Origin of the sequence: Maridesulfovibrio sp. (assembly GCF_965230075.1) — a bacterium.
Lineage (GTDB): Bacteria > Desulfobacterota > Desulfovibrionia > Desulfovibrionales > Desulfovibrionaceae > Maridesulfovibrio.
In genome coordinates this window covers 2898610-2912766 of record NZ_OZ245945.1, presented here as the reverse complement: position 1 = coordinate 2912766, position 14157 = coordinate 2898610, and the positions used below count along the sequence as shown (strand labels likewise).

The window sequence follows — 14157 nt, the reverse complement described above, 5'->3', positions numbered from 1 at the left end:
GTCAACTTAACTATGTTGATCTATAATTAATTCTACTTCTTCGATGGACAGCCCTGTGGCTTTGGCGAGCCTGCTGACTGGCTTTCCTTCTTTGTGACCTGTAAGGATTATCTGGCGCAGAAACTGCGGTGAGCGCGAGAATTCTTCAGCCTGAGCGAGTATTTTTTTGAGCTTCTTTGATTTGCGGTCCAGCATCATATCTAACTGGGCCAGCTCTTCCTGCCGCTCGGCAAAGGTGTTCATCATTTCGTTTTCAAGCTGAGTGTTGAATTGCAGCTTCTTGACAAATTCTTCCTGTTTGACCTGAAGCTGGGTAACCAGTTCTTCGGACTTGCGCAGCCTGAGGAAGAAAAATATTACTGCGATAAGCAGGGCTATCTCGGTTATGGAAAAGAAAATGAGCAGGAATACAGTCATAATTAGCTATGGTAGAGGTTCATTGAATACGTAACAGTTTGCCCTGTTTAGAGAAGAAGGGCAATAGGCGCGCAAACTCAAATCTTTACATTAATGATGTTGCCCGACCATGGAGACTTCTTGGTCGACTTTTCTTCTTCAGGCTCTTCGTCCTGCTTTTTCCTTTTGCGCGCGGAGTGCTGCTGTCCGCCCTTACTGCCGTTATCATCACGCACAGAAATGGTGGCTTCGTCTTTTTCGGTCTTTTGGATCTGCTTCTGAGCTTCCTTATTCTTTTCCTGCTCTTCGGGATTGATCATGAGGGTCTGCTGAAGGCCAGCTTTGGTTACTTCAGAATTGGAAATTTTCTGGACATTCGCAAGTTGCGAAATGATCAGGGGCATATCCACAGGACCGGGCATGTCTTTTACCTCACGAGATACTCCTCAAACAGGATCTTCTCAAATTCGCCTGCAACAATGTATTGGTTGATCACCATGAGCAGGTCTTTTTTTAATTTCTCTACATTCTTCTCATCGGCTAAAAATTGTAAATCTTTATTTTTGAGGTAGAAGTAGACCGCATCGCGCAGGATGAGTGTCTTGCGCCCGTATTCAGCCACAACCCGTTCGTCGGTGGTGGTCATAGCAAAGCGGGCAATAAGAAATCTTGTACGCTGGTCTTTGTCTTTCTGTTCAATCCAGAATGGGTCCATGCGTAGTAGGGTTACGCCTGGTTCCTCCGGAGGTGGGGGCGGTGTATCTTCAGGAACTTCCATAGGAATTTCTTCCACTGTTTCTTCAACAACGGGTTCTTCCTTGGGCGGTGGTGGGGGAGAGTCAAAAAAGAAAAGTTTTACCAGAATCGCAACAAGCAGAAGTATGATTACCCCGATTCCGATAAAGATAAGAAGCTTGGTTTTTGGTCTTTTTTCAGCCGGCTCTTCTTCAAGGGCTTCCAGTTCTTCCGGTTCCTCATCCGGAATATCGTCTTCCTCGTCTTCGTCTTCAAGGAAAGGCGCATCATCAAGGTCCAGCTCTACCTTTTGAGCTGCCTTGCTGGCAGGGGCTGAAGATTGAGTATCTTCCCCGGATTCAGAGTCATCAATATCATCAACAGCGAGGAAGAGCATGCACGTATCCTGATAGACAAGGTTCCGGGCGGAATGGCCTTAGCTGCCGCCTGAAATATGGTTCAGCGGACATGCTGGAACATGTCCGCTGAACAGGAATTCTTATTCAAAAATCTTATTAATTTTCTGACCGAGGGTGTCAGGGGTGAAAGGCTTAACAATGTAGTTGGAAACCTTGGCCTGTACAGCCTCAATGATGTTTTCTTGCTGTGCTTCAGCAGTAACCATCAGGAAAGGAATGTCGGCGAACTCTTCACTGGCTCTAACCTTACGCAGCAGTTCAATGCCGGTCATCTGAGGCATGTTCCAGTCGGAAACGATGAACTGGATGCTGTCATCTTTGTTCAGGGTTTCCCAGGCAGTTGTTCCGTCATCGGCTTCTACGATGTTGGTGAAGCCGATCTGGCGGAGGATGTTTTTAATAATACGACGCATGGTTGCGAAGTCATCCACAACAAGAACTTTCATAGAGTAATCAATCGCCATTTATTTCTCCTTAAGGTTCCGTAGAATATTTATCGTGGAACATTTTTCTCAATTTTTTCAAGGCCTGAGAATGCAGCTGGGATACCCTGCCTTCTGTAATTTCCATTACTTCGGAGGTCTCTTTCATATTGAGTTCCTCCCCGTAGTACAGAGATAATACCAGTTTTTCCCTCGGCGTCAAATTATCAATCAGATCAGCTACCTTGTCTACTGTTTCCTGGAAAACAGCAGACTGGAACGGCTCATCATCAAGTTGGGAATCTTTGTTGCTTGGAATATTGTCGTTAAAGGCGTCGAGATTGACGCAAAGCTGGTTCTGAAGGGCTTCGAGTCCCTGCTGGACTTCCTTGGCAGAAAATCCAGTCGCTTCTTCGATCTGGGCACTGGTCGGTTTTTCGCCAGTTTCGTGCTCAATTTCGCGAATGGAGTTCTCGATGGTTTTAACTTTTTGGCGCAGTCCACGTGAAAACCAGTCCATGCGTCTCAGTTCATCGAGCATGGCGCCTTTGATACGGTTCTCAGCGTAGGTTTCGAACTTGATTTTCAGTTCGGGGCGAAATTTTCCAAGGGACTCAACAAGCCCCAAGCTTCCGGCACTGATAAGCTCTCCCAGCTCCACATTCTGTGGGAGCTTGGCTTTCATACGGAGTGCGATAATACGGATTTTCGGTGAGTAATGCCGTACTATCGCCTCTTGATCTGCGGGCGAAAAATCTTCCCAACCAGTAGTGCCGGACTCTAAATTAAGCCACGGACTGTTCTTGGAAGAGGAGTTTTTTCCAGAAGAACTTGATATTACCATCTAGCTCGGATGTCGCTTTCCATTTGGTTATTCTTTTAGCTGTTTCAGCAATCTGGGTACAAGCCGGGCTTGAGGGTGCAATCTTGCAAAGCGGGGTCTGCTTGATAACAGCCTGTCGCATGTTGGGATCGCGGGGGATGACTCCCACCAGATCCAAAGAAACTCCGCTAAGGAAATGGTCACAGGCCATGTAGAGTTTCTTAAACACTTCCTTGGCCCCTTTCATGTCAGGTGCCATGTTTACCAGAACCTTGAATTTGTCAACCCCGTGATGCAATTTCATGACTTTAATAAGCGCATATGCGTCTGTGAGGGAGGTCGGTTCTGGAGTCAGTACCAGAAGGCGTTCCTGAACTGCAAGGTTGAAGTAGAGGACGTTATCGTTGATTCCGGCACCGGTATCAACGATAAGGTAGTCAATCTCTTCTTCAAGATGGTCCATAGCTTCCAGCAGATCAAGTTTCTGACCGGTGGAAAGGGAGACCATATCACTTACGCCGGAAGAAGCAGGGAGGATGTCGAATCCGTATTCAGTCTTGTGAAGAACTTCCCTGATTCCGGTCCCTTCGTGGAAGAGATGGAAAAGGTTGTACTTGGGAGCAATGCCCAGCAGGACGTCGACGTTGGCGAGGCCGAGGTCGGCATCCAGCAGCAAGACTTTCTTGCCCATGCGGCTTAAGTTGTAGGCCAAGTTTACGGAAACGTTTGTCTTGCCTACTCCCCCCTTGCCGGAGGTCACTGAAAATACCATGGGAAGATTGGAATTCATTTGTATCACCCTGTTCTTATTTATCTATACTGTTTACGTTGCCAGCGATTTTTATGCAACGAATATTGTGCCTGATTTATCTTATTTTTTTGGGGAAATATGCTTATACCGCTTTAGCGAATTTCATTTTTTCCTGCACGGGGAGCTGGTGTTTGAAAACCAATCTCCAGAAATCTTTTTCACAGGCCGGTTTCATGCTGTTCCGTAAGCCAGAGCCGTAAGATAGCAGAGATACCGGGAGTCCGCTTTCATAAGAAGTGTTGACCAGTGCTCCGTAGTTGCAGGCTTCGTCCAGTTTGGTCCAGATAAGACTTTTGACTTTGGAGGACTGGAATTTTTTAAGGAAGGCTGTGTACTGCGCCGGAGCGTAGTAGGGGTTCAGAACCAGATGCACAGCTAGGTCGCAGGGACCGTGCATGCCGCATGCTGCCAACCAACCTTCCAATTCTGCATTTCCGGAAAGACCGGGTAGGTCGATGAAAACTCTGTCAAATTTTTGGCTTTCACCAATAAGCTTGGCAAAGTCTTCACGGCTGGCCAGTTCCCTGAATTCCAGTCCGGAGAGGTCGGCGTAGTGGCGTAGGACGAGGCGTCCCTTGCCCTGTCCTTGATCTGCTGAAGCAAGACAGATGCGGGCAGTGGGGTTTTCTTTCTTTTCTTTAAGTGCGAGGCGGATAATAGTTGATGTTTTACCTGCGCCGTGCGGTCCGGCGAGGGCCTGAAATTTCTGGGGCCAGTTGTTTGAATCAAGTGCGCGGACCGGAGCAATTTTCTCCAGTTCGGGAAGGATAGCCTTGGATTTGTCACCACGAAGCTGTTGAAAGAGATCAAGGATGACCTTGTTTTCAACACCTTCCCGCTCAAGGTATTCCAATGCCAGACGCTGGCGGGGAGCGAGCAGGTTCAGGTTCATCTGCGGCTTCAGCAGGGCCATCATATGGCCTTTGATCTGGTTCCATTCCTGATTCCAGTCCGGGATGTTGTTCATTGCATCGTCAATGACTTCTTCCCGTGTTTCCTGCGCCGGAACAGCTTCTTCCTGACCGTCAACGCCGACCATGATCTCGTGGATCTTGCGGCCGTCCTCTTCAACAGATTTGTTGCTGAGGATAATAGCGTTGTCGCCGAATTCCGCTTTAATTTCGGCGAATACCGCTGCTGTGCTGCTGCCTCTGAATGTTTTTACCCGCATATTACCAACCTTTTTAGAACTCTACGGTACCCGCAGACATGATTCTTACACTCGCAGGAATCTCGGCCTGCGATATTACAGGAATTGTAGGCAAGAAGCGTACCATCAGTTGTGCCAAGTGGCTTCTCAGCTGAGGGGCACACAAGAGGACCGGTTGACCGTCAGTTTCCAGTACACCTTCAGCAGTAGCATTAACGCTCTGAATAAGCTGCTGGGCACTGCCGGGGTCAAGGGCCAGAAAACCACCGTTTTCAGATGAGCGCACCGCATCATTAAGCTTGGCATCCACATTGGGGCCGAAGGTCATGATGGGCAGGCTGCCGTCACTGGCAAGATAGGGCTTAATGATAGTCCGACTCATGTGGGAGCGGACATATTCTGTCAGCTGGTTCGGGTCCTGAATGGAGGGACCATAGTCAGCCAGAGCTTCAACAATAGTCAGCAGGTCACGGATGGATACATTTTCACGAACAAGGTTCTGGAGCACCTTCTGAACTACGCCAAGGGAGAGGATGTTGGGAACGAGGTCTTCAACAGCCTTGGGGGCGCGCTTGGAAAGGTTGTCCAGCAGATCCTGTGTTTCCTGCCTGCCGAGGAATTCACCGAGATTGCGGCGGAACACTTCGGTAAGGTGGGTCGCGATAACTGTTGAAGGATCGACAACAGTGTATCCGGCAAGCATTGCTTCTTCCTTTTGGGTATCGGGAATCCAGATAGCGGGAAGATTGAATGCTGGCTCGACAGTTTCAATACCTTTAATTCTGTGTTTTGCGTCACCCGGGTCCATAGCCAGCTGATGATCGATAAGGATTTCAGCAGATGCCACAGCATTGCCTTTGATGAGTACACGGTATTCACCGGGCTTGAGCTGTAGGTTGTCACGCAGGTGTAGTGACGGGATAATGACACCCATATCCAGAGCATACTGGCGGCGGATGGAGCGGATGCGTGAGAGCAGGTTTCCGCTCTGTTCTTCATCCACTAGTGGGATGAGTCCGTAACCCACTTCCAGCTCGAGGGAATCGAGGGGCAGCAGGGCTTGCACTTCTTCGGGGCTGTCCAGTGAAGGTTGTTCGGCCTTTGCTTTCTGTGCCTTTTCTTCTTCCTGCTGCTCTTCTGCTTCAGCATCGCGTCCAAGGAGAGAAACTCCATAAACAATCGCTGAAAGGCAGAGGAAAGGGATGGTGGGCATGCCGGGAACAATGCCGAAGATTACAAGAATGATTGATACCAGCTTGAGTGCCCGGGAGTGGAAAGTCAGCTGTCCGATGAATTCTTCACCCATCTTGGCTTCTGCGGCTGCACGGGAAACAATGATACCGGCGGAAGTAGAGATGATTAGTGAGGGGATGGTAGAGACGAGACCGTCACCAATAGTCAGCAGGGTGTAGGTCTGGGCTGCATCGGTCCAGTGCATTCCTTTCTGGAGTACACCGATGAGAATCCCGCCGATGATGTTAATGGCGGTAATTAACAGACCTGCATTAACGTCCCCCTGTACGAATTTACCTGCACCGTCCATAGCACCGTAAAAGTCTGATTCGCGGCGGAGGTTTTCACGCTGGGATCTTGCTTCATCTTCGTCGATAAGACCGGAGTTCAGGTCGGCTTCAATAGCCATCTGTTTACCGGGCATGGCGTCGAGGGTAAATCGTGCGGCAACTTCCGCGATACGGGTTGTACCGGAGACGATAACTGTTTTGTTCAGAATGAACAGAATCATAAAGATGACAATACCGATGACATAGTTACCACCGACAACAAACTCACCGAAACTTTGGATAACGCTACCCGCAGCCGATGTACCTTCGTCACCATGTAGAAGGATGGCACGTGTTGTTGCTACGTTCAGGGCTAGACGAAGCAGGGTGGTTACCAATAGGAGTGAGGGAAAGATCGAGAATTCAAGGGGTGACTGCAGGAACATGGAGGTAATCAGGATTACCAGTCCCAGTGAAATACTGACACTGAGCATAAAGTCGATGAACATGGTCGGCAGAGGGATGAGCATGACGAAGAGAATGACTACTACTCCGCCTGCGAGAAGGACATCGCCCTGCTTGGCAAATTGCTGGTAATTTATCGCTTTTGATTCGGCCATGATTTTGACACCCCTTTCAGGTCTTTTTCTGGTGATCTTTGCTGGTCACCGGAAGAGGTTGTCAGGCCTTTATTTGCGGGTAAATTTATTCAGTTTGGCAAGTATAGCCGCAACAGCCTTATAGAGTTCTTCCGGAATGATGTCACCGATCTCAACCTGTTTATACAAGGCCTGTGCCAAAGGCTTGTTTTCACGGATCGGCACTTTGTTTTCGCGGGCAACTTCCTTAATGCGCTCCGCAACTTTATTCATGCCCTTGGCAAGGACCAATGGGGCAGGCGCTACCATAGGATCGTACTTTAGAGCAATAGCGTAGTGGGTGGGGTTAGTGATAACTACGTCCGCATTTGGTACTTCCGCCATCATACGTTGCTGGAGGATGGCCATCATTTTTTGCTTTTGTTGCTGTTTGACCTTTGGGTCGCCTTCAGCCTGCTTGCGTTCGTCCTTGACTTCATCCTTCGTCATCTTCATTTGTTCCTGGTAATTATATCGTTGATACCAGAGGTCGGCTAACGCAAGGATGAGCATGGGCAGCATGGTGTAGGTAACCATTTTGTAGCCGATTTGAAGTATATAGATAGCCAGTTCATGTGCACTGGAATAAAAAAGTGGCAGAAAATTTCCTACTTCATTTTTGATGACTATATACGGCGCAATTCCTACTATAACGGCGAAAAGTAAGCTTTTGACCAGCCTGACGACTGTCTTCATGTCGAAGATCAGTCTCTTAAATCCCTGTATAAGATTGAACATCTTAGAGAATTTGGGCTTGAATACTTTTGTGGTCCATAATTTACCGACCTGAAGGCGCAGGACGAGGAAGGCTATAAAGGCGATAAATAGGAAAAGTGGCAGTAGTATGAGGGCCAGCTTTTGTGAGCACCATTGAAAAAGTTGGTAAACGGATTGTTTATCCAAATCAATGAATATTCCTTTGGTGAAGAACCACTGGAATATTTCATAGAATTGCTCGTAATACATATCCATAATGACCCGCAGGCAGATCACGCCTGCAATAAGGGTCATTATCTTGCCCATTTCCTCCCCTTTGGCGACGCTCCCGTCTCTTCGGGCTTTTTTGATTCGTTTGGGCGTCGCTTTCTCTGTTTTACTAGGATCTTTAGCCATGTAGCTTCCTCCTAGTTACCGATTGGCAGGTCCGGTGGGCTGCCGGCTTTGATGATGCTTAACAAGTACTTGGGCAGGTCTGCCACGAATTCTCCGACATGCAGGGAGAGGACTGTGAAAACAAGGCTGAGGACAAAGAAGCCAGCCAGAATTTTGAGTGGAAATCCGAGCATGAGTACGTTCATCTGCGGTGCCATTTTACTGATCAATGCGAGTCCGAGGTCGACAACGAAGATGGTCGCGATGATGGGAGAGGCCACTTTAACTGCAAGGACGAATAAGTCTTTCGAAATAGACATTATCTGACTGGTTAGAGTTGATGAAATAAAGATCTGTCCAGGGGGAATATACTTAAAGCTCTCAACCATGGCGGACATAAGGTAGAGATGGCCGTTGATGCTCAGGAAAACCAGAATCGCGCACATATACAGGAAGTGGGCGGTAACTGCTTCGTTGGTTCCGGTTAGCGGATCAAGGACGTTAACCATGGAAAAACCCATTTGGACGCCAATGAGGTTACCGCCGGTCTGGATTGCAGCAAACATAACATGAACTGAAATACCCATAACCAGACCGAGTACCAGTTCGCCAAGAATCATCAGGGCAATATTGTAAGGGCTGGCCGGCATAAGACTGCCGTCAAAGGTGACATGAGGCCAGATCCCAAGCGTCAAAACAATGGTTAATGCGGCTTTTACTGTTTTGGGTATGGAATTCCCTCCGAAAAAAGGCAGCAAAAACAGCACAATACTTACCCTGAAGAGGGTAAGGTAAAAGCTCATAAGATCGCTGGGATTGAAATTAAAAAAAGTCATGCTGTCCTCGTTTCAGACGGGTTTGCAAGATCAGGACCCATTCTTTAAGCTCTATTATCACTAAGAGTCGCGGAGGGCAAAGCCCGGCTGGTTGTGAAGGCTGTTTTTTTCAACAAATACAATAAAAAAGGTCCGCAAAATTTCCACTTTGCGGACCTTTAAATTTGATTATTTAGCGATTTAGTTCAGGATATAGCGCATTGGGTTTACCGGAACTCCACCAAGTCTCACTTCATAGTGGACGTGGGGGCCTGTAGAGCGTCCTGTGTTGCCTGCATATCCGATAAGTTCCCCACGGGTCACCACCTGTCCTTTCTTCACGATGGGTTGTTTCATGTGTCCGTAGCGGGTGGAGAGGTTGGCACCATGGTTGATTTTTACGAGCTTGCCGTAACCGCCCTGTACACCGGAAAAGGAGATGGTTCCTTTAGCCGGGGCATAGATGGGGGTACCGATGGGGCAGGAGATGTCTATACCTTTATGGTATTCACGCTTTCCGGTGAAAGGTGAGCTTCGCCAACCAAAAGGTGAAGTTACCCAGCCTTCAGCAGGCCAGATTGACGGGGTGGCATCCAAGGCGTCCTGTTTGGAGCGCATGGAGTGAATGATTTCCTGCTGGCGTACTTCTTCCAGTTTTGCTTCAGTGCTGAGCTGGGCAAGGAAGTCGTGCATCTTACGGACAAGGAGTTCCTGACGGTACAGCGGCAGGTAGTTATTGGAAAAGTCTGCTCCGGTTGATCCGCCTTTGGGGGCGACGTTCTGAACATTGCCTTGGTCAAGGTTGATCATTACGCGTAATTTGGAGTCAAAGTTGTGGACCCGGTCAAGGTCCTGCGAAATGTTCTGCATTTTCTGGGAAAGTGAGATTAGCTGTGCTTTCTGTTCCTGCACAGCTTTTTCTGCACTGGCCAGATTTTTCTCTAATCCGGAATAGCTTTGGTAGTATTTCCAGAGGTATATATTTCCTCCGGCCAAACCTGCAATAAGAGCGAAAATGAAGAAGAATATCCAGCCGCGGAGCTGGAATTTACGGGCATTGTCGCAGGGGTTTTTAAATATGACTACGTGGTATTTTTTTAATAGCATGATCTGTTTTGGGCCTTGCTTAAATATGACGTTAAATTTGTCTCTGGTTAACAGGCGCAATAAATTTGTAAAATTTTTAAGTTGTTTTCATGTTTAAGTCAAGCTGCCAGCGTCTTAAAGCATTAAAGGTGTTGTTTCTGGAACCGGGCATTTTGCGCCATTCTTCCTCCAGCCAGTTGTTGATTTCACTGCGCTTGGTGTTGTCGTTGGAGGGGCATTTGTTGTCCCAGATAGGGAGTTCCCACTGACGGGCTGCTGCTTTGATGTATTTTTTTTCAAGCATCAATGTTGGGCGGATAACCTGCAACTTTCCTTGGAAAAAAGATTCATTAGCCGAGAGTCCTTCGACGCGTCCGTTCTGCAGCATGTTCATGTGGAATGTGGTTACCAAATCGTCGGCTGTGTGTCCTAATGCGAGGTGTGTCAGGTTGTATTGGTCACAGAGCTCAAACAGTCTTTTGCGTCTTAGGCGGCTGCAATAAAAACATGCAGATTTTTTTTTGTTCTCCGGACTGTGGGCTCTTGGGCCGTAGTCGGTAAGTTCGATATGGGAGGCTACGCCGTTTTCTACGCACCATTGGGTGAGCGGGGCGTGGTTCTCCGGTTTGAAACCGGGGTTAACGTGCAGAACCATGAGTTCTATATTAAAAGGTATGATGGCCTGCCGAATGAGCATGGTGCGGATAAGTACAAAGCTGTCTACTCCTCCGGATACGGCGATACCGATGCGGTCGCCATCTTTGACCATTTCGGTTTTTTGCATGAGCATGCCTACGGTAGATACGCATTTCTTTTGGGCAAAGCTCAGTTTTCCCCATTTGGCCATGTTTTGCTCCGAGTCTATCTAATAAGTTGTGGAAAAAATCGTATTTATAATTTATTGATACCAAATTAGCGTTGGTCAGCTATTTCAGACCGACGGGATGGGGATTCTGCCTTAAAATAGGTTGACATGCAAGTTTATATCTCTTATTTTAGCAAATTGCTCCGTTGTTGAATAATGTCGTGAGTCTAGTAATTCCAAGGTGCTGTTTGTGCTGAAAAGGTTTTTAATATTTTTGACTCTGGTCTCCATTGTTTGCGGAGCCTTTTATTTAAGTTCGCCGGAGAAGCCGGTTGAACGAGCTGAGCCTGTTTGGCCTGTTCTGGATAAGGAACAGGTAGACAGGCTTGACGTGTGCTCGTTGGAAGAGCAATGCTTTTCTCTTGTCCGCAGGGCGGATGGCTGGGGAGTCGTTCAGCACGGCTGGAACGGAACAGTTGAGGCAGACCGGAAGAAGGTGGATTCGCTTCTTGATGTTTTAGCTCAGGATAAAGCCCTGCGTTTCATGGGCCGAGTATCGGAGCCCGTTCCTGCTGAATATGGATTCGAAGCTCCCCGGGTGCGTATTGCTGCCGGTGGCGGGCAGGAACTGGCTATCTCTGTCGGTGCCGAAGGGGCGTCCGGCGAAGGTTTCTATGCATTGAATTCCAAGGAAAAAGGGAGTCTCTTTTTGCTTGGGAAGAACTTTGTGAAACGGTGCGCCTATCCGGCTGAACATTATTATAACCTGCATTTGGTATCGGGAAAGTCAGACGAGGTAGTTTCCATTTCTTTGGGGCATGGGGGCTCTTTTTCATGGACCTTGGTCCGTAAGGACGGTCCGTTCATGTTTTCCTTTCCCGCTTCCCTTGGAGGAAAGCAGGCCAGCAGCAGTGCAGTGGATCTTTTCCTCCACTCTTTGCTTGATGTCCCTGCAAAAGGTCTTGTTTCCGATATTCCGAATAAGGATGGCAGGACTCTTTTAAATATTGAAATTTCATTGCCCGGTAAAAAGGTCGAAACTCTTGAAATTTTAGAGCCGGGTGATGGTGAAAAATTTTATTTTGCCCGTTCATCAGCCCAGAGCGGATATCTGGTTCTCAGTAAGGAACATTACGAGCAACTGGATAAAAAGGCTTTTTCAATGCAGCAACGAAATGTTGTTTCCATTGCAACTGGAAAGCTTGGATCTGTAAGGGTTGTACAGGGTAATCAGACTTTTACCGGGATTAAATCCGATAAGAGCTGGATTAATTTTGAGGATAAAAAGCCGCTACTGGGCATTGACATGTCCTTATGGCGACTTAATGAATTAAAATTCGAGGCGGAACCAAAGGCATTCCTTTCGGAAACTTCTGAAAAGGTAATGGATCTGGACTTAATGGATGAGAATGGCAAGCGTGTCGTTAAAGTGTCCTTTTATTCCGATCCTGAATTGCCTGACGGACAATGCTGGCTCTCTTTAGGCGATGGAAGCGGATACTATCCAGTCTCCGACAAACTGCTTGAAGACCTGCAGGGTCAGATTCCTCTCAGAAAATAGCCGGGAATACCCGGTAAAACCATTGTGTTGGAGATCGTATGGCAAGAATCACAGTTGAAGATTGTCTGGCTGAGGTTGGTAACAGATTCCTTATCGTCCAGATGGCCATTAAAAGAGTGAAGCAGTACCGTGAAGGTTACACTCCTCTTGTTGAATCCAAAAACAAAGAAATCGTAACCGCACTCAGGGAAATTGCCGCTACCAAGGTTCTTCCCGAGAGCTACCACACTGCTGACGGTAAAAAGCCCGGCAGCGAATAAGTCATGTCAAAACGTTGCTATTATGAAGTTTTAGAAGTTTCCAGAGAGTCCCAGGAAGGGGAAATTAAGAGGGCCTATCGTAAGAAGGCAATGGAATTTCACCCTGACCGTAACCCGGGCAATGCGGAAGCTGAAGAGAAATTCAAGGAAGCTGCGGAAGCATACGATGTTCTGCGCGACCCTGAAAAGAGAAGTCGTTACGACCGCTTCGGCCATGATGGCATGAACGGAATGAACGGCGGATTTGGTGGATTCCAGTCTTCCGAGGATATTTTCGGTGCATTCGGCGATATCTTTGGCGATATCTTCGGATTCGGCGGTGGTGGCCGTGGTGCCAACCGCATGCAGGCCGGTTCCGACCTTCGTTACAACCTGACTGTGTCCTTTCGTGATGCAGCTAAGGGTACCGAAGTTGAGCTGAATATTCCTGTAACCGATACCTGTGAGACCTGCGAAGGCAGTGGTTCCGCTCCCGGAACTTCTCCCGAGACCTGTGCTCATTGCGGTGGCAGGGGAGCAGTTGAGCAGAATCAGGGCTTTTTCCGTATTTCCGTTCCTTGTCCCGCATGTAATGGACGAGGCAAGGTAATCACTGATCCCTGTCCTGAATGTCGCGGTGCCGGATATGTGCGTAAGCAGAAAGATCTGAATGTACGTATCCCCGCTGGTGTGGATAATGGTTCCCGCCTGCGTCTGCGTGGAGAAGGTGAAGCCGGAATGAACGGCGGCCCCCATGGAGATCTTTACGTGGTTATCACTGTGGAGCCGGACAAGGTCTTCAAGCGTCAGGGACAGGATCTGGTCCTGAGCACTGAGATCTCCTTTGTTCAGGCCGCACTGGGCCACAAGCTCGAAGTTCCTACCCTGGATGATCCCATTGAAATGGATATCCCCAAGGGAACCCAGAGCGGTGAGGTCTTCCAGCTTCGCGGGCTTGGCCTTCCTTATCTAGGCAGTTCCCATAAGGGAGACCTGTTGGTGGAAGTTAAGGTTAAGACTCCGACCAGCTTGAACAGCAGGCAGGAAGAGCTTCTCAGGGAATTCGAAGCCCTTGATGAAGAGAAGCCCATGAAGAAAGTTAAAAAGCTTTTTAAGAAAGCGAAAGATAAAGTGATGGGTGAGTAGTATGAGTGAGTTTTCCCACATTGATGCCGAAGGCAATGCTGTAATGGTGGACGTGGCCGCCAAGGCCGACACCAAGCGCACAGCTATTGCCAAGGGAAGGGTCATCCTCAACGAGGAAACCTTCAATCTGCTTAAGCAGCAGGCTCTCCCTAAAGGAGATGCCCTTGCTTCTGCCAAAATAGCAGGCATCATGGGGGCCAAGGAAACTCATCGCCTCATTCCGCTCTGTCATCCCATTGCACTCAGCTACGTTGACGTGCGTTTTGCCATCAACGATGCCGAACTGACCATCGAAGTTGAAGGCGAGGCCCGCTGTACCGGAAAAACCGGGGTTGAAATGGAAGCGTTGGTAGCCGTTCAGGTTGCCTGTGCCACTATTTACGACATGTGCAAGGCTGTACAGAAGGATGTAATCATCTCCGATGTACGACTCGTCTACAAAGAAGGCGGCAAGTCCGGAGTGTTTAAGGCAGAGTAAGCTTTTTGATATTAGATTTGTTAAAGCGGCAGCACTGAT

At 48.3% G+C, this 14157-nt stretch carries 16 protein-coding genes; 4 read left to right on the top strand and 12 right to left on the bottom strand.

The window, feature by feature from the left end; all coding sequences use genetic code 11:
• Positions 1 to 6 precede the first annotated feature (6 nt).
• The 12 genes from ACO05Z_RS13310 to ACO05Z_RS13255 all read right to left on the bottom strand — a co-directional run bounded on the left by ACO05Z_RS13310 (position 7) and on the right by ACO05Z_RS13255 (position 10736).
• Positions 7 to 417: a hypothetical protein gene (locus tag ACO05Z_RS13310; RefSeq protein WP_421902666.1), complete on the bottom strand. Its 411-nt coding sequence runs from the start codon at positions 415 to 417 to the stop codon at positions 7 to 9.
• Between the two features lie 77 nt (positions 418 to 494).
• Positions 495 to 818 (bottom strand): hypothetical protein, encoded by a 324-nt coding sequence (locus tag ACO05Z_RS13305; protein WP_421902665.1) that lies wholly within the window; start codon positions 816 to 818, stop codon positions 495 to 497.
• Positions 819 to 823: 5 nt separating this feature from the next.
• Positions 824 to 1528, bottom strand: coding sequence for a flagellar basal body-associated FliL family protein (locus ACO05Z_RS13300; RefSeq protein ID WP_421902664.1), 705 nt, complete (start codon positions 1526 to 1528; stop codon positions 824 to 826).
• A 102-nt stretch (positions 1529 to 1630) separates the two neighbouring features.
• Positions 1631 to 2014: a chemotaxis response regulator CheY gene (locus ACO05Z_RS13295; RefSeq protein ID WP_015852469.1), complete on the bottom strand. Its 384-nt coding sequence runs from the start codon at positions 2012 to 2014 to the stop codon at positions 1631 to 1633.
• A gap of 10 nt (positions 2015 to 2024) precedes the next feature.
• Entirely contained in the window at positions 2025 to 2816 is a 792-nt protein-coding gene (locus ACO05Z_RS13290) for a FliA/WhiG family RNA polymerase sigma factor (protein ID WP_421902663.1), read from the bottom strand.
• A complete protein-coding gene (locus ACO05Z_RS13285; RefSeq protein ID WP_421902662.1) occupies positions 2758 to 3585 on the bottom strand; it encodes a MinD/ParA family protein in 828 nt (275 codons plus the stop codon). The genes ACO05Z_RS13290 and ACO05Z_RS13285 overlap by 59 nt, the downstream gene beginning before the upstream one ends.
• Positions 3586 to 3688: 103 nt before the next feature.
• Positions 3689 to 4777 (bottom strand): flagellar biosynthesis protein FlhF, encoded by a 1089-nt coding sequence (locus ACO05Z_RS13280; protein ID WP_421902661.1) that lies wholly within the window; start codon positions 4775 to 4777, stop codon positions 3689 to 3691.
• Positions 4778 to 4790: 13 nt separating this feature from the next.
• Entirely contained in the window at positions 4791 to 6878 is a 2088-nt protein-coding gene (gene flhA, locus ACO05Z_RS13275) for a flagellar biosynthesis protein FlhA (protein WP_421902660.1), read from the bottom strand.
• Between the two features lie 69 nt (positions 6879 to 6947).
• Positions 6948 to 8009 carry a flagellar biosynthesis protein FlhB gene (gene flhB, locus ACO05Z_RS13270; protein ID WP_421902659.1) on the bottom strand — a complete coding sequence of 354 codons (1062 nt, stop codon included), beginning with the start codon at positions 8007 to 8009 and terminating at the stop codon, positions 6948 to 6950.
• Between the two features lie 11 nt (positions 8010 to 8020).
• Positions 8021 to 8824 (bottom strand): flagellar biosynthetic protein FliR, encoded by an 804-nt coding sequence (gene fliR, locus ACO05Z_RS13265; protein ID WP_421902658.1) that lies wholly within the window; start codon positions 8822 to 8824, stop codon positions 8021 to 8023.
• 180 nt (positions 8825 to 9004) lie between these two features.
• Entirely contained in the window at positions 9005 to 9910 is a 906-nt protein-coding gene (locus tag ACO05Z_RS13260) for a peptidoglycan DD-metalloendopeptidase family protein (RefSeq protein WP_421902657.1), read from the bottom strand.
• Positions 9911 to 9986: 76 nt separating this feature from the next.
• Positions 9987 to 10736, bottom strand: coding sequence for a tRNA lysidine(34) synthetase (locus ACO05Z_RS13255; protein ID WP_421902656.1), 750 nt, complete (start codon positions 10734 to 10736; stop codon positions 9987 to 9989).
• 208 nt (positions 10737 to 10944) lie between these two features.
• Between ACO05Z_RS13255 and ACO05Z_RS13250 the strand changes: the two genes are divergently transcribed.
• Genes ACO05Z_RS13250 through moaC form a run of 4 tightly spaced genes read left to right on the top strand, consistent with a single transcriptional unit; the run spans position 10945 to position 14118 of the window.
• Positions 10945 to 12255, top strand: a complete 1311-nt coding sequence (locus ACO05Z_RS13250; RefSeq protein ID WP_421902655.1) for a DUF4340 domain-containing protein — start codon at positions 10945 to 10947, stop codon at positions 12253 to 12255.
• A gap of 38 nt (positions 12256 to 12293) precedes the next feature.
• A complete protein-coding gene (rpoZ, locus tag ACO05Z_RS13245; protein WP_163292575.1) occupies positions 12294 to 12515 on the top strand; it encodes a DNA-directed RNA polymerase subunit omega in 222 nt (73 codons plus the stop codon).
• Between the two features lie 3 nt (positions 12516 to 12518).
• On the top strand, positions 12519 to 13640 hold the full coding sequence (dnaJ, locus tag ACO05Z_RS13240; protein ID WP_421902654.1) for a molecular chaperone DnaJ: 1122 nt from the start codon (positions 12519 to 12521) through the stop codon (positions 13638 to 13640).
• 1 nt (position 13641) lies between these two features.
• Positions 13642 to 14118, top strand: coding sequence for a cyclic pyranopterin monophosphate synthase MoaC (moaC, locus tag ACO05Z_RS13235; RefSeq protein ID WP_015852457.1), 477 nt, complete (start codon positions 13642 to 13644; stop codon positions 14116 to 14118).
• The last annotated feature ends 39 nt before the right edge of the window (positions 14119 to 14157 follow it).